This is a genomic window from Companilactobacillus nantensis DSM 16982 (assembly GCF_001435815.1).
GTDB classification, from domain to species: domain Bacteria; phylum Bacillota; class Bacilli; order Lactobacillales; family Lactobacillaceae; genus Companilactobacillus; species Companilactobacillus nantensis.
The window spans coordinates 1-23,131 of sequence record NZ_AZFV01000036.1 but is presented as its reverse complement, the minus strand read 5'-3'; the positions used below and the strand labels follow the sequence as shown (position 1 = coordinate 23,131).

The window sequence follows — 23,131 nt, the reverse complement described above, 5'->3', positions numbered from 1 at the left end:
CTAATCTTAGGTTGTTTTGAAGCCTTGCCACAGTTCGGCAAGGCTCCAAACACGCCCGGTGCTGTAAGAACGGCAAAAATCAGCCGCCCTAACAGCACATTCACAGCAGGTGTATACTATCAGCTCCTCCGACTAATTTATGTTTATTTTTTTCTTGATAATTATGTACTTCCTTAAAAAATGAAAAAAACTATTTTTAAATCAAAAAAGATATCCCGACAATCGAGATATCTTTAGCTTGATACTATAGATTTTCTAATCTGCCATAATAAGCTAAATATGTGCGATGACTTGCGTTCGAAATACGAATTTTAGAGACACTAGCATTAGCTGGTTCTACTAAATCTTCAATATTTGGAGTTTCTGTAACCAGTTTGACGAATGAACGTGTTACGAATCCATGGCAGACGACCATGATTTTTTCATCGCCTTTATTTTTCATATCATCAATAAAACTTTGAACTCTTTCCCAGACTTGTGGGTAGGATTCGCCATCTGGAGCGTATTTGATGTAATCTTTTGTGATATAGCCGTTTTCATCGAAGCCATCGGGATGTTTATTGACTACTTCGTCAGCGGATAGTCCGTCCCAAGAACCGTAGTTGATTTCTCTTAAACGTTTGTCGAGTTGGATTTCGTGGACACCTTGGTTCAAAATTTCAGCTGTTTCGACAGCACGCTTTAAAGGACTAGCATAAATTTCATCGAAATCATTGATATCGAGATGTTCTTTTAAATAGTTAACTTGTTTTTTACCAGTCTCATTTAAATTCAAGTCTGTTGCTGAGCCGTTAATCTTTCCTTGATGATTGGTGTCAGTTTCACCGTGTCTGACAATGTATAATTCAACCATAGTGGTCCCCCTTTGAAAATATAGTTTTAGTATTTCATTAATACGCTTACATTGCAAATCGGAAGTATGTGAATGTAGCTATTAAAAGCAATTGAATATATATTTAGAACATAATAAAGGGTATCTGCGAGATGAATTTCTCACAGATACCCTATTTTTAATTGTTATTGACCATGTAAAATAACAGTTTGTTTACTCTTCAACGGTCACTTGCTTTTTCAACGCAATAGGCAAGTAAACAAGCAACATAATTAAACTAGTAATAAAGATAAATATCGGTAATGACCAAATCGTACCGTTATGGATAAAGCTGACTAGATAAGTTAAGAAACTAACAATCAAGTAATATCCAAAACTAAAAATACCACTGGCACTGCCGATAACATCTTCATAGCCTTTCAAAGCTAGATTTAGAGTTATCGGTAAAGTTGTATTTAAACCTAAGAAAATTAAGAAGAAACCGATAATTAATAAGTAAGCTTGATTGAATTGCAAGCTAATTAATAGTAATAAACCGGCGATACAACTAAACGTTAGTCCAATAATAGCAATGGTTTCTGATTTCAAATATTTAACGAGAAAGTTAACTAAAATAGCTCCAAGTAGACTTGCTAAAGCTAATGTCATACCTAAGCTACCATAACGAACGGACGAGTAACCAAAGTGATTCATGAAAATGAATGGTGTTTCGGAATAATAACCGAAAAGAATCCCATTAATTCCTCCGATTAAAATACCATAACTCCAAACAACGGGATCCTTCAGCAAGCTCCAAGTTACTTTTAGTAACGAAACTTGTTGAATGCTGTTAGTGTCACGTGTTTCTGGTAGACGTGAGTAACTATAAATTAAGACCAATGTTGCCATAACAATCAAGGCACTGAAGACATTGCGATAACCTAAATAAGTTTCCAATAAGCCACCGATTAAAGGTCCAAAGGCAGGGGATAAAGCCATAGCCGCTCCCACTCTGGAGAAAACTTTGGCACCCTCAATGCCGTCGAAACTCTCACGCATAATTGTTTGAGTAACAACAGAACCAACACTGGCTCCGAATGCCTGAACAAAACGTGATGCTAGTAAGAAGTGAAATGTCGGACTAATAAATAAACCAACATTTCCGAGTAGATAGACAATAATCCCTAGATTCATCGCTAAACGACGACCAATTTTGTCTGATAATTGACCCCAGAAGAGTACACCAATAGCAAAGGCAATAAAGTAAATGCTCATCGTCAATTGTGATGTTCCAGCAGTTACGTGCATACTTTGGCTGATTTGTGGAAGGACTGGGGTAAAGATTGATTCACTGATCTGTGGAAATCCCACGAGAACAATAATTAATAAGATTGATGGTACAGTGTTACGGACGTTTTTCATTTTAGACTCCTAAATTTTATTTTGCTGAAAAACGTCCTTCATCATTTGCGGGCATACAAGCCATGATGTTTGATAATTCCATGGTTTTCACCTAATTTCTTTAAAGTCTATTAGATATGATATAGATATATGAGTGATATTGCAATATTATATATTTAATGTCAAATCTAATTAACGGGGAAGATTCGTGAACAAACATAAAAAAATTTTGGGGATTTTTATTGGGATAATTGTCGTTCTGCTAGTAGGAACTTTTGTTTTTCAAAGAAATACCAATGGTTATCAATCACAAAATACAATTGCTACTGGTCAGCTGCGTAAAACGACCTTTGCTTTGGTCAGCAGCGCTGAAAATTCAACGACTGATTATCAAAATCAATATGGATATATCGAAGATATCAAAGATGGTCGCGGGTATACTGCCGGTATCATTGGTTTCACTACTAAAAATGGTGATTTGCGACAAGTGATTTTAAAGTATCAAAAGTTACGCCCCAACAATCGTTTAGTCCAATATTTACCAGCCTTGAAGAAAATTCAAGGAACTGCCAGTCATAAAGGTTTAGGACCAAATTTTGTGAAGGATTGGCATAAAGTTGCAAATGATAAGCGATTTATCCAAGCCCAAGATGATATCTTGAATCAACAATATATGCAACCAGTTTTGAAGGCAGCTAAGGCTGATAATTTAGGAGCTTTAGGGCAATATATTTATTACGATGCAATAGTTGTTCATGGTCCGGGCAATGATGCTAGTAGTTTTGGCGGGATACGTCGTAAGGCTAAGAAATTGGCTGGCTCTTCAACTAGTAATCAAGCGGCATATCTAAAAACTTTTTTGAAAGTTAGATCAAAAGTTATGCGCCAAGAGAAAGCTCATCAAGATTTATCACGAATCAAAACCCAACAGAAATTTATCAATGAGAAAAATTTTCAATTGAAGCGACCACTTTCTTGGACGATGTATGGGGATAAATATCGATTAAAGTAGGCGAAATACTTGCTAATACGTTGGCAAAATCGTTATAGTAGTTAGTATTGTAATTAATTTTGATTGGAAGTGAGAATGTGACCCAGTCAGTATACTGGAATCGCATCGCAGAAAAAGCTAAGAAGGAAAATCGTCCTTTCTTTAGTTTGGCTCCGATGGAAGCTGTGACAGGATCAGTTTTTCGTCGTGTTGTCATGAAAGCTGCTGCACCAGATGTTTTTTATACCGAATTTACGAATGCCTTGAGTATCACACATCCGTTGGCTAAGGAAACAACTAAGGGACGTTTATATATCGACCCTGAAGAAAATCCGAAGCCTATCGTCCAATTGTGGGGTAACTCTGGTGAAGACTTTGAAAAAGCTGCTAAAGAAGTAGCTAAGCAGGGCTATGAAGCCATTGATATCAATACTGGCTGTCCGGACATTGCCGTTATTAAAAATCACAGTGGTAGTGATTTGATTCGTCATTTTGATACGACTAAAGAAATCATTGAGGGTGCTCGTCAAGGTGGTTTACCTGTCAGTGTCAAGACACGGATTGGCTACAGTGAAATTGAAGAGTTTGAAACTTGGATTCCATTTCTTTTGAAACAACAAGTACCTGTTTTGACCGTTCATGTCAGAACACGTGAGGAAATGAGTAAGGTTCCGGCTCATTATGAATTGATTGATCAACTTGTTCAAATGCGTGATACTTATGCTCCTGAGACGTTACTTCAAATCAATGGGGACATTGAAGATTATCAGGCAGGGATGAAACTAGCTAATGAACATCCTGGCATTGATGGTATCATGATTGGCAGAGGCATTTTTATGAATCCTTATGCTTTTGAAAAGGAACCTAAGGAACATTCCAGTCATGAATTGTTGAATCTTTTACGTTATCAATTGGACCTTTATGATGAATTCGTTGCTAAAGGGATTCCGGGTCACTTTGCACCACTCCAACGTTTCTTTAAGATATATGTTCGAGGGATGAAGGGTGCTTCCGCAATTCGGAATGATTTAATGCAAACTAAAACAACCGATGAGGCTCGAGCAATTGTCGACCGCATTGATCCTGAGAAATAAAAAAATAAAAGAACTGCCGCACAAGAGTTGATTTCTTGTGGTGGCAGTTCTTTTTTAGTCGTGTTTTTCATTAGCCAAAGCTTTTAAAGTCGATACTTGGAAATCAGCAATTAAAATATGAATATCATTGAGTGATTCAGTTTGTCCGTCAATCAGCCACTCACGCCAAATAGCATAAACACCAGCGCTCATAAAACGAGTCCAATATTTTCGTTGAATAGGTGAGAAATTATCCCAGTTCATCGCGGTATCGTAAAAATGCGTCATATTTTCGTTAAAGATATTTTGAATGATATATTCGTAATTTCTTTTAACCGCAAGGGACATTGTTTCAGCTATTTCCGCAAAAAAATTCCCTAAGGCCGCCATCTTTTGATCTTGGGGAACACGATTAATCACTAGTTCAAATTCAGCATCAATTTTTGGCTTAAAGTAGGCAATCAAAACGTCGTCCAATGTTTCAAAATTACGATAAAATGCCATCCGGCTGACACCAGCTTTTTTGACAACTTGAGTGACTTTTATATCATTCAAGTTATTTGTTTGTAGTAGTTGCAAGAGCGCAGTAATTAAATATTCTTGGGAATCTTGTTTGATTTGTTGGGAATGATCGGTAGCTGCCATTACAATTTCTCCTTTTTGTCACAGATGCCCGTGATTTACTTGAGCATTAATTGTTTAGCTATTAATATACAACACATGAACGTTACAAGTGAAACGCTAGCTAAATAAAATTAGGAGATATTCAAATTATGAAAAAACAATTAGTTGTTGTAACTGGCGGCAGTGGTTTTATCGCAATCCATATTATTTTGCAATTACTCGAACAAGGTTATGCTGTCAGAACAACTGTCCGCTCGCAAGCTAAGGAAGCTGTGGTAAAGGAAATGCTGACGAATGGTGGTATCACAGACTTTACTGATCTATCGTTTTCACTAGCTGATTTAACTTCAGATGCTAACTGGGAGGAAACAATGACTGGAGCTACTTATGTCATTCATGTAGCTTCACCAACGCCGAAATTGAATTTCAAAAATGAAGCGGAAATGATTCGTCCTGCTGTTGATGGTGTCTTACGTGTCTTGCGAGCTGCCCGAGATAATGGCGTCAAACGGGTTGTTTTAACTTCTGCTTATGGTGCTATTTTTGCCGGTCATAAAAATCGAACGACACCTTATACTGAAAAAGATTGGACGAATTTAGACGCTAAAAATATTCACCCATATCAAAAATCAAAGACTATGTCAGAAATGGCAGCCTGGGACTTTATTAAAAAAGAGGGTCATGGGTTGGAATTAGCTTCCGTTAACCCAGTCGGTGTCATGAGACCAGTTTTGTCAGCTAAGTATTCACATTCTAATATTCAAATTCAAGAAATGCTTGAAGGCAAAATTAAGGCCTTACCAAAGGTTGACTCTGGATACGTTGATGTTCGTGATGTTGCCTGTTTGCATCTTTTAGCAATGACTTCCGCTCAAGCTAATGGAGAGAGATTTTTGGCAACGACGGGGGAGACATTATCAATGATGGATGTGGCCGATATTTTAAGAACTACCTTCCCTGATTATGCTGCTAAGTTACCAACCAGATTACTGCCAAATGTGGTTGTTAAAGCAGCTGCAATTGTTAATCCTAAATTACGTATGATTGCGTCAATTGTTGGTGGTTACGCTGGAACTAGTAATGAGAAATCTAAAACGCTATTAGGCTGGCAACCTCGTTCAGCTAAAACGGCGATTATCGCTACCGCCCAGTCCATGATTGATTTGGGAATCGTTAAATAAAAGAGTTGGGACGAAACTATTATTGTCTTCAAACATGCGGCATAAACGTGGAACAAACCATAGTTTTTTCCGCTTAAATCAAAAAAGAGCAGCAATCCAAAAATCGGATTACTGCTTTTTTTGCCTTAATGCTCGAAAGCTGAACATGGTTTGTCCCACTCTCTTCCTAGTCATTATTTTCAGAACTGATTCGGTATGGGGCCACAAATTTTTTCAATAAAACGATCGTACCTAAGAAAAAGATTGAAGCGAGGATGGCTGTAATTGGCAACATATGAAACATGCTAGTTGGCAGTACCAATGCTAGAAGTGGGAAAGCAAAGGCGGCTGGTAATTTGATTTTTAGTAATTGTAATAAGACGAAAACGAGTGGTAGTGAAATTATAGCTGACAATAACCATGATGTCACAGCTAGATGAACTAGAACCCCGATAGTTGCTGCCCCAACAAGAGCAATGAAGTGTTTACTTGCCATTTGCCAACCGTAATTTTCTTTTTGTAAAACTTCGAAGAAAACAACCATTACAGGTGGGATAGCAGCCATTTGTGAAAAGCCAAAGAACCACACAGTGCCGACCCAGATGATAGCCATAATTGTGAAAATAAGCATATGTTCATTTTTGATAGGAGTACTTGGAGTAGTCCGCTGGTATTGTCCCTGTAAAAAGACACCAATCATTAAGAAGGAAGTAAATAGTAAGATTGCAACGATAAATGACCAATGTGTGGCGTTAATAATAATTGGTAACAATCCGGTCGCAAAGGATGGCGCTAAATTTGAATGGAGGATTCGTAATAAAATAAGCATCAATAATAGTCCTAGCAGCACCTTTTCAGCGTACGTAATTGCTAATTGATTGATTAAAAAACCAATAATAGCCGTACCTGAAGGTGCTAGAAAGATTTTTATTGGCTGATTGATCCAACCGTCATTTTGATAAATCCAAGTTCCAGCAGTTAAGGCACCGATTTCAGGTAGGATAATTTCCATATCGTTTAGCAGAGTGGCACTTGCTACCATAAAAATTATGAAAGCAAAGCCAATCAAGTAATTACGTTTCTCAGTAGTAGATAAATGCATGTGGCAATTGATAGCTCCTTTTGATTAATTATTCTGGAAAAACTAGATAAGTGTAACATATGCTGATAATTTCTGAAAATATTTAATATATACTAAAATATAAATTAAAAATATATTATAAGAATTTATTAGTCTGCTGTTATCAAATTACAAGAAAATAATATATACAATTTGGATAAATGACTATCTTTAAAAGTAAAACCTATTAGAATAATGGTGTAGACCAAAGTGAGAGGAGGCTGCGATAAGTTAAGTATTAATCAGAGAATCGTGGAGTGAATAATGTATATAAAAGAGGATAAAACAGTGGAAAATAAAACTGACAAGGGCACTAGAAGTTACGATTTAGACAAGATTGATGACGTTTTGTGTGAATTAGATGATGCTAAGATACGTATCAATGCCCTTATGGATTACAATTTGAAGTTGCGCCGTTTGAACGATCAACAAGTTAACAAGAATTTGATGTCACACGAATACAGTCGCCTCAGTCCCATCATGGAATTGTTGAACACCGATATTTTTGAGTCGTTGGATAGGGCAATTAGTATTTTGGATGCGCAACATAAGAATGGAAGTAAAAAGTGATTTTGCTTTAGAATTGAAAACCGTCTTGGTGAAAATTAAGGCGGTTTTTATTTTGCCTATGGAAATTGATTTATTTATTATTCGGTATATCAAATAACAATATGGATAACCTTAAAGTTATAAAGACAATAAGCTATACTTATGAAATATCTTAATGAATGGGGTTATTTTTTGTATGATGGCTTTAGTTGTTTTAGAAGTTTTATTATTAATCATGGCATTGTCATATGTTGTTCGTGTTTTCTGGCCAGTGAGAACACAATTATTTAATGGGGATGAAGAAATCATTGTTTCAATTCGGAATCGTCATAATTTGAAGATTTGCTTGTTTGTGATCGTGGCGATGATTATGTTGTTGTCACTTAGATAGATTTTTAGTCAGATTAAAATGAATATTGCTGTAATAAAAAAGCCAACTACAGATTTAACTGAGTTGGCTTTTTGTGATGCGTATAACCAAATTAATAGACTAGCTAAAAATTTAGCGAACAGTCGAACCGTCCTTTCCTCAAATTTAATATTACATAACTAGTGTAATTATTTCAATTTGTTTTACTTAAAGGTTTGGCTTATATTCAGCAGTATTAATATCAACTAGAGTTGCAATATCAGTTTTTTTTATCTGAGGAAAAGAGTAATTAGAATCCGGTATGGGTTTATGATTGTCTTCTAAATCAGTTATTTTTAAATTGATAAAGTCCCGTGCCATTTGAATTGCGTCAAAAATAGTAGATCCCTGCGTATTACCATTAAAATCAGGAATATTTACGAAATAGGGAATAGTCTTATCAGTGGTTCTGGTTATTACTATTGGATAAACTCGTTTCATTGTTTAGCTCCTAAGGTATTTACTTAATAATTGCTTTTAATATTTATTATTCAATTCGTTTTGTAAATAAAAATGCTATGCCAAAGGTTAACAAAATGATTACTAGCCATTGATACCATTTGGTAGGTTTATTGATTTCTAAAGTCATTGTTGTATTTTTGCCGTTATAAGTCTTTTTCATAGCACAAATCTCCCCTTTTAGCGTTTATTCAATGAAATAGTCTTCATCGATATTCAATAGCTCATAAGTTTTTTTGACATTCACGCCAACTTTATAGTCAATCATTAGATTTGTTAGTTGTATTCCATCAATTGTAATTATATTTCCGTAATTTTTAGCCAATTCGATAGCATTTTTACTGAATTTTGAAGTTGTGATAAACACACCTTTTTCATTTCCTTTTTCTGCAAGCGCACCATAGAATTTTTGTATTTCTGTTCTATCGACAGAAGAATCAGCTGAATATCGTTTTGCTTGAATATAAATAGTTTTTGTTCCTAGGGGATCTTCATTTATTACACCATCAATACCATCATCTCGTGATAGTTGTGTAACTAATGCACGTCCATTAGTTCCTTTATACCCCATTTTGATTAACAAATCTAAGGTTAGTTGCTCAAAAAAATGAGGGTGCATATTGAGAATCTTTTCAAGTAGTTCATTGGCAATTAAATCGTTGGCATTTTCGATTGACTTATCAATAAAATTTTCCAGACCCTCCGTATTTTCCAAGATATCATCATTAGTTTCTTGAGTATTACCCTCAATAGAGGAGCCGTTTTGTCTTGATTCTTTACGTTCACGAACTAGTTTTTCATGTTCTTGGTATTTAGGTAATTTTTGAACTTCACGGTAATCGATATTGAGTCCGTATTTGTTGAGGTAATCAATACCTTCGCTGTTTATCTTAACTTTTCCTCGACCAACATCATCAATCAACCCAGCATTTTTTAGTAATGATATCGAAAATCCTGCACGATTCTCCGCAACAGTTTGATAATCTGTTTCCTTATATTTTAAGTTTTTTAAATTCTCCGGGATATTAGTTTTAATGGTAACGGCTCTTTTTAGGTCTTTAGTTGTTAAAATCTTTTTCGCTTTTAATACTTCCAGTATTGGATTCAAAAATGTTTGCCACTGTGGCATGCCATTAGCAGATTTACTCATCCCATTATATTCAAGCATATTAAATGTTTCCCCCCGCCAGTTATTAAAAAAGACCGCCAGTCTGTTGACTAACGATCTTGACACTCAAAGTTATATATTGGGCATATTGGGTTCGAACCAATAAATTGCGGATTCAGAGTCCGCTGCCTTACCATTTGGCGAATGCCCATTAACAGTAAAATGTTATAAAAGATTAGGGTTATTGTCAATAGCATTCAAAATAATTAATTTAATTTATTTTAATCATTCAAGTGTTCGATAGCATAATCAGCCTGTGCCGGAGTAAAACTTTCATTATCGTCAGAAATTAATACCTCACGGATCTTAGCTGGTGAGAATCCCAAATCACGTTGATATTTCTTGGCTGTAACTAAAGCATTGTAGTTAAAGTCAGCCTTCAAGTTGTCCACGGCATACTGTGCCTGTTTGACTGAAAAAGTGTTTTTAGTTATCAATTGATTATGAATTGCTTGTTGAGACATATTTTGTGATTCTGCATATTCCTGAGCTTTCTTCAAAGCATTCTGATTGTAGTCAACTTTCAAATGTTTAAGTGCATATTTAGTGGCATTAATGGAGTAGCTACTCTTTAATTGCTTTGAAATTTCAGCTTTAGACATGTACATAACGTTTGAATAGTTCTTGGCATGCTTTAGGGCTTGTTTGTATTCCTTAGGAACTTTGGTCGTTACTTTAGCTTCATTGTTATTATTGCTAGAAGATTTAGGTGACAAAAGAGCGAAAGAAATAACAATCAAAAAAAGCAAGCCAATAACAGATAAAATTAAAAATTGTTTACGTGTTAAATTAGACCTTTTTTGAGGTTTCAAACCGACTACCTCCAATACGATTATCTAGGTTTATTATAGCAAAAATATAATAAAAACTTCATGAGAGATATTTATCAATTAATGACATAATTATAATAAATATAAATATATCTATACCAATTAACCTTACAACCACAAGGAAATCATAGATTTTACAATTCCAACAAAATGTCAAAATTATTGCTCAATATTTCTCAAGATATGACCATATTCTAGTGTGAATGTGTTACATTATTTAATGGAGTGAAATAATTATTTTTGTGAGGTGAATCAATGGAGAAGAGCGAGATATTAGTGACTACAACTGAACATGTGCCAGGACGTGACTACGAGATTATCGGTGAGGTTTTTGGTTTAACAACTCAGTCGAAAAATGTCGTCAAGAATATCGGCGCTGGATTCAAAAACATTGTTGGTGGGGAGATCAAAGCTTACACAGAACTACTAACTGAAGCTCGTGACATCGCAATTGACCGTTTACGTCAAAATGCAATGGACATGGGAGCTGACGCAGTAGTAATGATGCGTTTTGACTCTGACTCAATCAGTGCAGACATGGAGACAGTTGCAGCATATGGTACCGCAGTAAAATTTAAGTAAGGTGATTGTATGGCATTAGAATATAATAAAAGTTCTTTATCAGCATGTACGAGTATATTAATTGGTAAGAAAGCAACCGTTGATGGTTCAACCATTATCGGAAGAAACGAAGACGCCAAAGCATCTTGGCCAAAGCACTTTGTTATTCACGACCATAAAGAATTTACTGATGATCAAAAGTTCGTTTCTAAAGCCAATGACTTTCAAATGGACCTGCCTAAAATTCGCTATAAATATTCTGCCACTCCTGAATGGACCTTTAAAGAAGGATTATTTGAAGAGGATGGTTTTAACGAATATGGCGTTGGAATGAGTGCCACTGAAAGTGCTTATTCAAACCAACGTGTTTTAGGCGTTGATCCTCTTAATGAAAATGGTATTGGTGAAGAAGCTATGATCACAGTTGTTTTACCTTATGTCAAAACTGCTCGGGAAGGTGTTTTGCGACTAGGTAAAATTATAGAAGATCATGGAACTTGTGAGACTAACGGAGTACTTTTCTCTGATAAAGATGAAGTTTGGTATTTTGAAAGTGGATCAGGTCACTACTGGGTAGCGCAACGTATCCCCGACGATAGTTACGCCGTGGTTGCCAACCAACTAGCAATTCAAGAAATTGATTTCAATGATTCAGACAACTTTTTGTATCGCAAAGATATTCAAAAGTTTGTTGCTGAAAATCATTTGAATGCTAGACCTAATGGTTTTAACTTCAGAGAAATCTTTGGAACACATGATTTGTCTGATGAGATTTACAGCACGCCCCGTGTTTGGTGGGGTCAACAACAATTCTCAGGTAAGACAGATGAGAGTCCTGAGAGTGAAGATTTAGCCTTTGTTAAGAAAGCTAATCGCTTGTTGAGTGTTGATGACGCACAAGATTATTTAGCATCTCATTATCAAAAGACCGAATTCGATCCTTTGAATAAGTCAGCTAATAATAAACGTTATCGTCCAATTAGTTTAGCTAAAACTCAGGAGTCACACGTCTTACAGATCAGACCTGATATGAATCCTGAAATCGCCTGTGTTCAATGGTTAGCCATGGGTGTCGCTTCACAGAGTGTTTACGTGCCATTCTATATGGGGATGACCGATACACCTGCTGAGTACAAACTTGGCGAACTACCATACGACAGTAAGTCAGCTTATTGGACTTATAAATTGGCCGGAGTTTTGTTAGATGGTCATTACAAAGAACTTGGAAAAGATTTCCAAGCCAAGCAAAAGGACATCAATATCACACTTCGTAAGAAGTTAAATGATTTTGATCGGGAAGCCTTGAGCAAAGATGATGATAAATTACCTAATTATTTAACCGAAGCGTCATTTGAAATGGCTAAAATTTCACTTGATGGCTATAAAGAGCTAATTGCTCAATTAATTACGGACTCGACTGATTTTTCACCTCTAAACTTCAAGACAGATATGAATTTATAGAAATTATAATTTGTACATTGAAAATTAAATGAGGGGTTTTATAAAATGGATGATGGTAATTCACCGAAAAAGACAATCACATTATTTAGTTTAATAATGATGATCTTTACGGCAATCTTTGGATTCGCTAATACAACTGTTGCTTACGAACAGATGGGATTAGCTAGTATTTTATGGTATGTATTTGCTGCTGTATTCTTCTTTCTACCTGTAGGATTTATGATGGCAGAATATGGTTCCGCTTTTAACGAAGCAAAGGGTGGAATCTACTCATGGATTGATGGAGCTGTTGGTGCAAAATGGGCCTTCATTGGTACATTTATGTGGTTAGCTTCATGGGAAGTTTGGCTAGTGTCAACTTCTTCAAAAGTTTGGATTCCTTTATCAACAATGTTTGCTGGTCACGATACAACTCAAACATGGAGTATGTTCGGACTTTCAGCAACACAAGTTATTGGTATCCTAGCAGCACTTTGGATCGTCTTTGTTACATACACAGCAACACAAGGTATGGACAAAATTGCTAAAGTTTCTAACTTTGGTGGTATTATGATGATTGTTCTACAAGTATTGTTCTTTGTTTTGAGTGTGGCAGTCTTATTCATGTCAGGCTTTCACACTGCAGAACCAATTCATGGACTAGATACATTTATTCACTCAGCAAATCCAGCTTTTGCATCACCAATCGGCATGGTTTCATTCATCGTTTATGCAATCTTTGCATATGGTGGTATGGAATCTGTCGGTGGTGTTACTGATAGTATGAAAAATCCTAAGAAAGATTTCCCACGTGGTGTTTTGATCTCAGCAATCGCAATTACAGTGCTTTATTCACTAACAATTCTTTGCTGGGCTATGAGTGCTAACTGGAATTCTGTAGTTTCAAAAGGTAACGTTAACTTGGGTAATATTACTTACGTTATGATGAGTAATTTAGGTTACACATTTGGTACACATATCGGATTAGGTAGTGCAGCTGCTATCACATTAGGTGAATGGTTAGCTCGTTTCACCGGTTTTGATATGTTTATCCTTTATATGGGTGCATTCTTCGTTTTGATTTATTCACCATTGAAATCTTTCGTTTTGGGTACTCCTAAAGATTTCTGGCCTGCCAAGGTTACTAAGTTAAACAAACATGGTATGCCTGCTTATGCAATGTGGGTTCAAGCTATCATCGTTATCGTCCTTATCTTAATCGTTGATATGGGTGGTAAGAATGCTAAAGCACTTTATAACGTTTTGACATTGATGGCTAACGTTTCAACAACTGTACCTTACTTATTCTTAGTTGGTGCATATCCATTCTTTAACTTGAATAAAGATATTGAAAAACCATATTTATTCTATAAGAACAAAAAAGCTATGTGGACAGTTACAACAATTGTCTTCTTAGTATTAGCATTCGCAATTATCTTCACGGTGCTTCAACCAATCATGGAGGGTGCTTACACAGACGCTCTTTGGACACTTATTGGACCAGTTGTCTTCGGACTTGTTGGATTCATTCTGTATGACAGATATGAACGTAAACATGGTAAAAAGGCCGCTCGTGTTAGTGCAGAAGCTACTAAATAGATTTATTACTAAAACAGATCTTATCAATTTTGATAAGGTCTGTTTTTTTTGTCCTATATTTAAGTAGAGAAAATGCTAAATGATGGCATAATTCTCATTTTAAAAAACTTTTTTGAGAAAATTTCAAAATTCCGTACATTTGCCAAATAGTGACGCATGAGTTTGCTAAGATTTATTCGTAAATTAAATGTTATCGGAGGATACGATTTTGAAGAAAATGGTTAAATATATGGGGATTACTGCTGCTACATTGTTGGCTGTTGCACCAATTGCAATGCCAGCTATGAGTTCAGCTACAGAAACTACTGTTAAGGCTGACGCTGTTAGTGGAGTTAATCAAGCTGACGTTCAAAAATGGTTGGGCGAAGTTAAGAGTAACGTTACTATTAAACCTGGAAATAATCTCTTGACGAGTGTGGATAAGGAGTATGGTTATGTCATGGGTGGTGACGGTGTCTTTTGCTTTGGTACAGATGAATTAACACCACAAAGTCCTGCTTTTGATAGATATGCTGACGCATCTAAAAATCTAACAAATGATCTATTTGCTAGTTTTAATGATAATGCTAATGGTGATGATCTATTCTTTAACGACCGCAATGTTGGAGTTCTTACGACAGCTACTGCTAACGATGGTAGTATTTCTGGAAACTTAAAGTTTGAAGATATTAATAAAGTGTTACAAAGTGGAGCCAGCGTTACTTTCCATGTAAAACTTGCTTATGTAGCTGGAGAACCAAAGGGTAGTGATTTTTATGGTGCTGATGCTACTCCTACCATTTTAGGTTCTAAAGATGTTGTTGTAACCGTTGGTACGGGTTCTGAAAGTAATGATGATCAAAACAATCAAAAATCACCAACTGGCGTTAATTATGATGGATTCTATTCAACAATAGTTGATGCTAAGTTATATGACGGGAACGGTAAAGCTACTTCTACTACATTACCAAAGCAAACACTTTGGAAAATTGACAGAAAATTGACAGTTGATGGCACAACATATTATCGTGTTGCTTCAAATGAATGGATTAAGGAAAATGATGGTATTGAAATTTTTCCAGAAGTTGATACCATAACAACTCGTAGACAAGCAAAACTTTATACATCAGCTGGTAAAGAAATCACTGACCGTTCCTTGGCTCCGAACACTTCATGGTACACAGATAGAGTTGGTATAGTTAATAATGAAAATATGCGCCGTGTTGCTACTGATGAGTGGGTTTCATTTAATGATTTGAAATCTAAATCCTCAAGTGGCATTGCTGTGGGGACTAATTAGATTATATTTTTAATTGTAAAGAATTGGAAAAATAATTGAATTGCCAAAATAATTGAATTACACAAAATATAATTCTAGAGGATTAAAATAATGAAAACTGTAAAAAGTTTAATTATAGGGATGGCTTTGTTAGCTTCTGCTACGGGTGCAATGATACTTTCTCAAAAAGATGCTGATGCAGCTAAAGTTGCTAGTGTTAATAATAATGTTGCTCGTCTTTACCGTGAAGATGGAAAACTGATTACTGACCGTGCTTTGGGACCAAATAGTAATTGGTTAGTGGGAAGAATTTTTACTCACAACAATGAGACTTATTATCAGGTAGCTACTAAGGAATATTTAAGGGCCAATGATTCTAAAAGATTGTATGACAATGCAAATCCTTCCCTGAATTACACACCTAATATTCAACGTATTAATCAATATTTTATTAAATATCTTAATGCTTTACATGCTGCTAATGGAACTCCAATGACTACGACAGCACCAGAAATGTTTGAGTATGCTAATCATCGTGCTTATCAACAAGTTGGAAGGACAATGAACCACTCAACTAGACCAAGAGATACAGAAGAAAATCTTTATGATTTTGGTTATGATTATATTTTAAAGTGGGGCCAACAAGAAGATATGACGTCTGATAGGGATGTTGCATTTGAACTTTTGAAGGGCTGGTATGATGATAATAATAATGTTTCTGCCTCAGATGGCCAAATAGGACATTTCGGTCATCGAGCCGCTTTGATTTATACAGGTAATCCAGTCTCATTAGGAATGTCAGATAATTCTACTGCTATGAGTGCTGAATGGCCAGATGATTTAGATGGATTCAATAGTATTTATAATTACACTGGTTCAAATCCAAGCACAAACTTTATTTCAAAAGACGTAGTTCCAGAATAACGAAAAAGCCGACTCTCATTTAGAGAATCGACTTTTTTTTAATACATTCTATTAATTAAATTCAACTGGATGTTTATCAGTTAAAGCTTTTGTACGTGCATCCAATTCTTGAAGTTTTTCTGGATCATCGTGATACTTGATTGCATCAACAATAATACGTGCTACTTCTTCACAGTCTTCTTCGTTAAATCCTCTTGATGTAATAGCAGGAGAACCTAAACGAAGGCCAGATGTAAGTTTAGGAGGCAATGGGTCGTTTGGAATAGCTTCCTTGTTAGTTGTGATGTGAATTGTATCAAGTAAGTTTTGGACTTCCATACCATTCAAGTCACAGTCAGTTAAAACAACGTTTAGCAAGTGATTATCAGTACCACCTGTTAATACTGACAAGTTGTCAGCATCGTTGATAACCTTAGCCATTGCGGCAGCATTCTTAACGACTTGTTCCATATAAGTTTTGAACTCGGGTTGAAGATCTTCACCAAAGGCAACGGCTTTACCAGCAATCACGTGTTCCAATGGACCACCTTGAGTACCAGGGAAGACTGCAGAATTAAGTTTCTTACCTAATTCTTCTTTAGCTAGGATCATACCACCACGAGGGCCTCGAAGAGTTTTATGAGTAGTTGTAGTAACAATATCGGCAACTCCAACTGGAGTAGGGTGTAGACCAACGGCAACGAGTCCGGCAATGTGAGCCATATCGACCATCAAGTAAGCACCAACAGAATCAGTAATTTCACGGAATTTCTTGAAATCAATGATTCGGCTATAAGCAGAAGCACCCGCAACGATTAGTTTAGGTTGAACTTCTTCAGCAATCTTTTGAACATCATCATAGTCGATTAAACCGTCAGCGTTAACGCCGTATGAATGGAAATTGTACATCTTACCAGAGAAATTGACTTTAGAACCGTGTGTTAAGTGACCACCGGCATTTAAATCCATACCAAGTACTGAGTCACCAGGCTTTAAAACAGCTTGGTAAGCAGCAGCGTTAGCTTGTGAACCTGAATGTGGTTGAACATTAACATATTCTGCGTTGAAAAGTTTCTTAGCACGATCAATCGCAATTTGTTCGACTTGATCGATGTATTCACAGCCACCATAGTAGCGTCTCCCAGGGTATCCTTCAGCATATTTATTAGTTAAAACTGAACCTTGAGCTTTTCTAACATTGTCAGAAACGATGTTTTCAGAAGCAATCAACTCAATATTTCTATTTTGACGATTTTCTTCCTTATTAATTAGATCGAAAATTTCCTTATCACCTGTACTGTATTGCACTACGACCATCTCCTCAATAATTATTATTAACTAAACTGGTACCATCACTATAATTAATCTTTACACCTTTTTCAACGTTAAAAATGTATACGTTGAAAGAAACTGCTTTGTCCGGTTGACCGTTATTTGTCAACGATTCGGCCATCATTTGAACCCCTCGAGCAACTAATTCATTACCACGATATATCGGTTTAACTCGGTACCTAATGTAATTGTTAGGATTTTGCTTGAGATAGTAAGCAATATCGTTTTCATGTTTCAGCATTTCGGGGGAGTTCAACGAGCGAGTTCCGGTCATCAAATTTTTCGGATTATTATTTTGTCCGGTCAATTGATAACCAATCAAGTGCGAACGATTATATAGCCAGCCACCTTTGATCTTTTTATTATGCCAACCGGTTGGGTTAACATAAAGTGGTTCGCGTTTTGCGGTAGGCATCAAGCTTTTGCTCAATAATGCATCGGCCTGAATGGCTCGGTTGAGATTGTCCAAGTCAGCGAAACGTTGCCAAGGACCATCCGAGACATTTAGTTCGGCTTTTGTGAAAGTAGGCGTATTGTTGTTGACTTCAATTTCCTGATTGTTCTGATAATCTAAATTGGCTAAATCAGAACTGGAAGAGGTCGTGGTTTTCTCCGACTGTCGCGGATTATCACCAGTCCCAAGTCCGTTGTTCTGATACGATTCATAGATTCCTGAACCACCAACAACGACTAACAGAAGTCCTAGGGAAACTAAGCGCCGATGAATCCGACGTTTGGGTTTGACCATAAATGTGGTAAACAATATGATTGCACCCAAAACTACTAGTAACAACATATACATATAAATATCCCCTCACTACGAAGATTAAATATCTTCAAGTTTGATTTTATCATAAATTTTCAGAAATCTTGAACAATATTTGTTGGTGACTTCAATTTTATTCGTATATTGGGGTGGGCCGCCTCTGGGTGGGAGTGAGTTTTGCCTGCTGTGGGACCGCCTGGAGCCGAGGTCTCCAGGCTCGGTTTTGAACTTCGCAAAGTACGCGAATTTCAAAACACGTCCGTGGAGTAAGGGCTAAAGCCCTAACACCACTGTCACTGCTGGCAAACTCACTCCCACCCAGAGGCTAAGTTATTTGTTAGCTGCAGCGGATTAGTTGTAGTTAGTTCATTAGAAGACAATATGTAAACAATTTGATTCATTAAGTTAAATTATTTCAAAATTTATTGAAAACAAAAAAAGAAGCTGAAAATCAGCTTCTTTTTATTCGAATGTTTTCTTCAATGCAGCAATTCTTTTATCCAATGGTGGGTGAGTATCGAATAGGCCTGAGAAGCGTTTCTTCTTCGTTGGGTCATCAATGTATAAGGCGGCACTGGCGTCGTCGACTCGTTTCATTGGTTTGGTACTTTGTTCCAACTTTCCTAAGGCGTTGATTAACCCTTGTGGATTTCTCGTTAACTCGGCTCCGGAGACGTCGGCTAAATATTCACGATTTCTGGAAATTGCCATTTGAACTAAACTAGCAATTAGTGGTCCGATAATGGCAAAGACTAATCCAACAATCCATAGAACTGCTCTGATGGCTCCGGAATTATTATTGTCCCGATCGTCATCACGCATTGGAATCCACCAGCGATATGCGTTACCGATAATGGAACAGATTAAAATGATAGCTGACGAGAGGGCTACTGAGATGGTTGAAACACGAATATCGTAATTTCTAACGTGAGAAATTTCATGTGCTAAAACACCTTCTAGTTCTTCACGGTCCATCATCTTATACAGTCCACTCGTTACAGCCACAGCGGAATGCTGCGGATCTCGTCCGGTCGCAAAAGCATTGGGACTTGGATCATCAATAATATAAATCTCTGGCAAAGGAATATCAGCAACCATTGAAAGGTCTTCGACAATATGCCAAAGATCTGGTGCATCTTTCGCTGATTTTAGCTTTCTTGCGCCGTTCATTTGCATTACGATACTAGTAGATTGAAAATAGGTAATTAGCGTATAAACAATCGCAATGACTAGGGCAGTAGCTATCCCCGCATAGAGGTTGTCAAAGAAGTAAAGACCCAAAAAGCTTCCAATCGCTACTAGTATCAAAAAGAAAACGAAGAATATCAAGTAGGTTTTACGTTTATTACGATCAATTTGCTCGTAAATCATAAGTTGCCTCGATTAAAACTTAACTTTAGGTGCTTCTTTATCAACATCAGGGATTTGTAAGAAATTCATTTCCTTGAAACCATGAATTCCGGCAATGATGTTACGAGGGAACGTTTGAATAGCGGTATCGTAAGCCTGTACTTGACTGTTGTAAGCTTGACGTGCATATGAAACTTTGTTTTCAGTATTTGAAAGTTCTTCCATTAATTGAGAGAATTCTTGGTTAGCTTTAAGATCAGGATAGTTTTCGGCTAAAGCGAAGACTTGTCTCAAAGCACCAGTCAATTCATTATCAGCATCAACTTTATCTTGAAGGGAATTAGCACTATTAACGTTGTTTCTCAATTCAACAACGTGGGCTAGAGTTTCCTTTTCGTGTGTTGCATAGCCTTTAACAGTTTCAACTAAATTAGGAATTAAGTCAGTCCGACGTTTTAGTTGAACATCGATTTGTGAACTAAATTCACGGGCACGGTTGCGGTATTTAACAAGGCTATTGTACATACCAGCATAGGCACCGATTAGTACTACGATGACAACAATGATAATTATTGTATTCATTTAAATCTCCTCTTCTCTTGATGGCTATATTTTACCATATCGAATGTTGAGGGGCTAAGATTTGACAGTGATAAAAAGGCTCCAGATTGTAGCTGGGTAAGGATTGTGATTGAGTAAATTAATTCAATTATGTTTGTGTAATTGAAATTATTATTTTACTGATGAATTTATTAGCACAATTCGGTAAGTAGACAAATAGTATTACTAATTTTTAAGTGTTGTGTTCAATATCAATAATAATAATATTCATAAAGGTTGATTTTGCTAGTAATAATGGGTATTAGTCTTAGTCAGTTTAATTAAAAACTGCCCTTTGGTTTCTTGAAGACGTCAGTTTTTTGAAAGTTTATTATTATTGTTATGTTGAAAATTAATTTATAATTAATGAATGAGGAAGGTCACTTATTTGTAGGTTTCATAGGTGAATATATTATGAAAAAAATCTTTCTACCAGTTTTAATGTTGCTTGCTGTACTCTTTGGTTCAATGCCTGTAACGGCGTTAGCAGACGACAGTGTTGATCCGACAGTGGGCGGTCAAATGAATCAAAATATTGACGATTTAATCAGTCAAAAAGGATATTCCGGGACATTGTTGGTTATCAAAAATGGAAAACCAGTTTATCAAACAAGTCGTGGCTATTCGAACTTTTCTAATGGACTTAGTAATGATGAAAACACGGCTTATGAAATTGATTCTGTTCAGAAAACGTTGACTGCTGCTATGGTTATGAAACAAGTGCAAAAGGGTCATTTGAAGTTATCAGATAAATTAAGTAAATTTTATCCAAGTATTCCAGGCAGTAAAAAAATTACTATCAGACAAATGCTTGATATGACTTCAGGTTTAGTTTTGAGTGAAGTGGGACCAAATGAAATTTTATCTGATTCAGGTATTATTTCTGCCGATATCAATGATATTCATTTTTCAGAATTATCATATAAGAAGTGGAACTATCAACCAGTTAATTTCAACCTGTTAAGTGGTATTTTGGAACAAATTACTGGTAAATCTTATCAAAAATTATTTACGCAAACATATATTAAAAAATTACATTTAAAACATACTATTTTTGCGTATGATGAAAATCCTGATATTGATAAAGCTGCTGGGTATAATAATATTGATCCGTTGTCATCAAGATTGGATTATAAGAATGCTTTTTATACTAAGAAATTCTTTGAATTTGACGAGTTGGGTACGGGCCAAGTTTATATGAGTGCGGGTGACTTGTATAAAGTTGAAAAATATATTATGCGCGGAAAAATGTTAAGTAAGAAATCGCGGAAGAAATTATTCAAACGTGGTAGTGTCAGCACTTATGGCGGTGGCATGTATCATGGTAAAAATGATAACTTTGCGAATGGCTGGGGCTATGGCTTTCAAGGTGTAGTTCATATTTCTAATAATGGTAAAAATGCCGTCATTTTACTGGAAAACTACTCTCGTTTAGCTGCTGATGCCAAACCGATTGCTAAGCAAATTTATGGCATGATTCAAAATGAAACTAATTAAAGCTGGTAATTTACGTGAAAAACCTGTAGTATGGTTTGTGCAGGTAGCCTACCTGTGATTTGAAAATGACTGCTTTGCACATTCCAAAGATTTCTGTAAAGTGGCCTAAAGTCTTACGTCTAGGATGATGTAGGGCTTTTTCTTTTGCCCAAAATTAGATATTTGTCTGTCCTCAAAATTTGTTGTACGTTAATAATAGATTTATTGAGGAGGACATATTAATGTATAAATTAAATGATGGTCAACAAATTCCAGACTTTGGCTTTGGAACATATAAGTTGAATGGTCGTAAAGGCGTTCAAAGTATTGTGTCGGCTATTAATAATGGCTATAAAATGATTGATACAGCTTATAATTATGAAAATGAGGGCACAGTTGGTCATGCCATAACAGAAAGTGGCATTGATCGTGATAAATTAACAATTACATCGAAGTTACCAGGACGTTATTACGCTTATGACGATGCCATCACGGCCTTACAAGAATCATTGTACCGAGCACACTTAGATTACTTTGACTTGTATTTGTTACACTGGCCAAATCCTAAACGTGGGATGTATGTCGAAGCATGGCAAGCATTGATCGATGCTCAAAAGTTTGGTCTAGTTAAGTCAATTGGCGTCTGCAATTTCTTACCAGAACATTTAGAAAAACTTCAAAAAGAAACAGGAATATTACCAGCAATTAATCAAATTGAGTTACACCCATATTTCAATCAAGCTGATATGAGAAAGTTTGATGAGGATAACGGTATCGTAACGATGGACTGGAGTCCGTTAGGCCGAGCCAGTGCTGTTTTACAAGATAAGACATTGATTGCTTTAGGCGAAAAATATCATAAAACAGTCAGCCAAATCATTTTAAGATGGGAACATCAACTAAACACAATTCCAATCCCTAAATCATCATCACCAGTCAGACAACGCGAAAATATGAACATCCTCGATTTTGAAATTGCAAATACTGATATGGAAAAAATCAATTCATTGACTAAAGCAGATGGTCGGAATAAAAATCAAGATCCGGCGGTTTATGAGGAATTCTAAAGTTGGTTTAACTAATGATAAATGAACTTTAATAGTATTGATTAGTCTAGATGTAGCCGTTTTTTGATATTTAATATGAATTAATAACGTAAATCTGTTATGTTTTAGCACAATTAATAGTCTTTAAAATTTAATTTGTCAGAAAAATTAGTCGGAGGAATCGAGAAAGCTTAACTGGCAGTGA

24 protein-coding genes and 1 tRNA gene are annotated in these 23,131 nt (G+C 36.1%); 12 read left to right on the top strand and 13 right to left on the bottom strand.

Features of this window, described 5'->3' with window-relative positions:
• Positions 1-244 precede the first annotated feature (244 nt).
• Both FD31_RS12145 and FD31_RS12140 read right to left on the bottom strand, forming a co-directional pair.
• Positions 245-853, bottom strand: coding sequence for a histidine phosphatase family protein (locus FD31_RS12145; RefSeq protein WP_057893054.1), 609 nt, complete (start codon positions 851-853; stop codon positions 245-247).
• A gap of 192 nt (positions 854-1,045) precedes the next feature.
• Entirely contained in the window at positions 1,046-2,233 is a 1,188-nt protein-coding gene (locus tag FD31_RS12140; protein WP_057893053.1) for a multidrug effflux MFS transporter, read from the bottom strand.
• A gap of 187 nt (positions 2,234-2,420) precedes the next feature.
• Here FD31_RS12140 and FD31_RS12135 point away from each other — a divergent pair, with 187 nt between their 5' ends.
• Positions 2,421-3,224 carry a chitosanase gene (locus FD31_RS12135; RefSeq protein WP_057893052.1) on the top strand — a complete coding sequence of 268 codons (804 nt, stop codon included), beginning with the start codon at positions 2,421-2,423 and terminating at the stop codon, positions 3,222-3,224.
• Between the two features lie 77 nt (positions 3,225-3,301).
• Positions 3,302-4,297 carry a tRNA dihydrouridine synthase gene (locus FD31_RS12130; protein WP_057893051.1) on the top strand — a complete coding sequence of 332 codons (996 nt, stop codon included), beginning with the start codon at positions 3,302-3,304 and terminating at the stop codon, positions 4,295-4,297.
• Between the two features lie 54 nt (positions 4,298-4,351).
• Here FD31_RS12130 and FD31_RS12125 read toward each other — a convergent pair whose 3' ends face one another.
• A complete protein-coding gene (locus FD31_RS12125) occupies positions 4,352-4,921 on the bottom strand; it encodes a TetR/AcrR family transcriptional regulator (protein ID WP_057893050.1) in 570 nt (189 codons plus the stop codon).
• 128 nt (positions 4,922-5,049) lie between these two features.
• Here FD31_RS12125 and FD31_RS12120 point away from each other — a divergent pair, with 128 nt between their 5' ends.
• Positions 5,050-6,081: an SDR family oxidoreductase gene (locus FD31_RS12120; RefSeq protein ID WP_057893049.1), complete on the top strand. Its 1,032-nt coding sequence runs from the start codon at positions 5,050-5,052 to the stop codon at positions 6,079-6,081.
• Between the two features lie 166 nt (positions 6,082-6,247).
• On the opposite strand, the gene FD31_RS12115 is transcribed toward FD31_RS12120, so the two are convergent.
• Complete coding sequence (locus FD31_RS12115) at positions 6,248-7,162, bottom strand: hypothetical protein (RefSeq protein ID WP_057893048.1); 915 nt, start codon at positions 7,160-7,162, stop codon at positions 6,248-6,250.
• A 306-nt stretch (positions 7,163-7,468) separates the two neighbouring features.
• Between FD31_RS12115 and FD31_RS12110 the strand changes: the two genes are divergently transcribed.
• The gene (locus FD31_RS12110; protein ID WP_057893047.1) at positions 7,469-7,750 is read left to right on the top strand and encodes a hypothetical protein; all 282 of its coding nucleotides are present in this window, start codon (positions 7,469-7,471) and stop codon (positions 7,748-7,750) included.
• Positions 7,751-7,925: 175 nt separating this feature from the next.
• Complete coding sequence (locus FD31_RS12105) at positions 7,926-8,120, top strand: hypothetical protein (protein WP_057893046.1); 195 nt, start codon at positions 7,926-7,928, stop codon at positions 8,118-8,120.
• 186 nt (positions 8,121-8,306) lie between these two features.
• Here FD31_RS12105 and FD31_RS12100 read toward each other — a convergent pair whose 3' ends face one another.
• The 5 genes from FD31_RS12100 to FD31_RS12085 form a co-directional block, all read right to left on the bottom strand.
• The gene (locus FD31_RS12100; protein ID WP_057893045.1) at positions 8,307-8,579 is read right to left on the bottom strand and encodes a type II toxin-antitoxin system HicB family antitoxin; all 273 of its coding nucleotides are present in this window, start codon (positions 8,577-8,579) and stop codon (positions 8,307-8,309) included.
• Between the two features lie 46 nt (positions 8,580-8,625).
• A complete protein-coding gene (locus FD31_RS14510) occupies positions 8,626-8,760 on the bottom strand; it encodes a hypothetical protein (RefSeq protein WP_268872428.1) in 135 nt (44 codons plus the stop codon).
• A gap of 24 nt (positions 8,761-8,784) precedes the next feature.
• Complete coding sequence (locus tag FD31_RS12095; protein WP_057893044.1) at positions 8,785-9,765, bottom strand: restriction endonuclease; 981 nt, start codon at positions 9,763-9,765, stop codon at positions 8,785-8,787.
• 79 nt (positions 9,766-9,844) lie between these two features.
• Positions 9,845-9,916: transfer RNA gene (locus FD31_RS12090), tRNA-Gln, on the bottom strand.
• Positions 9,917-9,986: 70 nt separating this feature from the next.
• A complete protein-coding gene (locus FD31_RS12085) occupies positions 9,987-10,577 on the bottom strand; it encodes an Ltp family lipoprotein (RefSeq protein WP_057893043.1) in 591 nt (196 codons plus the stop codon).
• A gap of 273 nt (positions 10,578-10,850) precedes the next feature.
• On the opposite strand from FD31_RS12085, the gene FD31_RS12080 reads away from it, so the two are divergent.
• From FD31_RS12080 to FD31_RS12060, 5 genes are all read left to right on the top strand, one after another.
• Positions 10,851-11,177 (top strand): heavy metal-binding domain-containing protein, encoded by a 327-nt coding sequence (locus FD31_RS12080; RefSeq protein WP_057893042.1) that lies wholly within the window; start codon positions 10,851-10,853, stop codon positions 11,175-11,177.
• A 9-nt stretch (positions 11,178-11,186) separates the two neighbouring features.
• On the top strand, positions 11,187-12,617 hold the full coding sequence (locus FD31_RS12075) for a C69 family dipeptidase (RefSeq protein WP_057893041.1): 1,431 nt from the start codon (positions 11,187-11,189) through the stop codon (positions 12,615-12,617).
• Positions 12,618-12,662: 45 nt separating this feature from the next.
• Complete coding sequence (yjeM, locus tag FD31_RS12070) at positions 12,663-14,195, top strand: glutamate/gamma-aminobutyrate family transporter YjeM (RefSeq protein ID WP_057893040.1); 1,533 nt, start codon at positions 12,663-12,665, stop codon at positions 14,193-14,195.
• Between the two features lie 217 nt (positions 14,196-14,412).
• Entirely contained in the window at positions 14,413-15,474 is a 1,062-nt protein-coding gene (locus FD31_RS12065) for an SLAP domain-containing protein (RefSeq protein WP_235805365.1), read from the top strand.
• Between the two features lie 90 nt (positions 15,475-15,564).
• Positions 15,565-16,377, top strand: coding sequence for a hypothetical protein (locus tag FD31_RS12060; protein ID WP_057893038.1), 813 nt, complete (start codon positions 15,565-15,567; stop codon positions 16,375-16,377).
• Positions 16,378-16,428: 51 nt separating this feature from the next.
• On the opposite strand, the gene glyA is transcribed toward FD31_RS12060, so the two are convergent.
• The 4 genes from glyA to FD31_RS12040 all read right to left on the bottom strand — a co-directional run bounded on the left by glyA (position 16,429) and on the right by FD31_RS12040 (position 20,386).
• Positions 16,429-17,673, bottom strand: coding sequence for a serine hydroxymethyltransferase (gene glyA / locus FD31_RS12055; protein ID WP_057893037.1), 1,245 nt, complete (start codon positions 17,671-17,673; stop codon positions 16,429-16,431).
• Positions 17,674-17,677: 4 nt separating this feature from the next.
• Entirely contained in the window at positions 17,678-18,490 is an 813-nt protein-coding gene (locus FD31_RS12050; RefSeq protein ID WP_057893036.1) for a DNA/RNA non-specific endonuclease, read from the bottom strand.
• A 426-nt stretch (positions 18,491-18,916) separates the two neighbouring features.
• Positions 18,917-19,825, bottom strand: a complete 909-nt coding sequence (gene htpX / locus FD31_RS12045) for a zinc metalloprotease HtpX (RefSeq protein ID WP_057893035.1) — start codon at positions 19,823-19,825, stop codon at positions 18,917-18,919.
• A 12-nt stretch (positions 19,826-19,837) separates the two neighbouring features.
• Positions 19,838-20,386, bottom strand: a complete 549-nt coding sequence (locus FD31_RS12040; protein WP_057893034.1) for a LemA family protein — start codon at positions 20,384-20,386, stop codon at positions 19,838-19,840.
• Positions 20,387-20,818: 432 nt separating this feature from the next.
• Between FD31_RS12040 and FD31_RS12035 the strand changes: the two genes are divergently transcribed.
• Complete coding sequence (locus FD31_RS12035) at positions 20,819-21,901, top strand: serine hydrolase domain-containing protein (RefSeq protein ID WP_057893033.1); 1,083 nt, start codon at positions 20,819-20,821, stop codon at positions 21,899-21,901.
• Between the two features lie 215 nt (positions 21,902-22,116).
• Positions 22,117-22,947, top strand: coding sequence for an aldo/keto reductase (locus FD31_RS12030; protein ID WP_162258552.1), 831 nt, complete (start codon positions 22,117-22,119; stop codon positions 22,945-22,947).
• Positions 22,948-23,131: the final 184 nt, after the last annotated feature.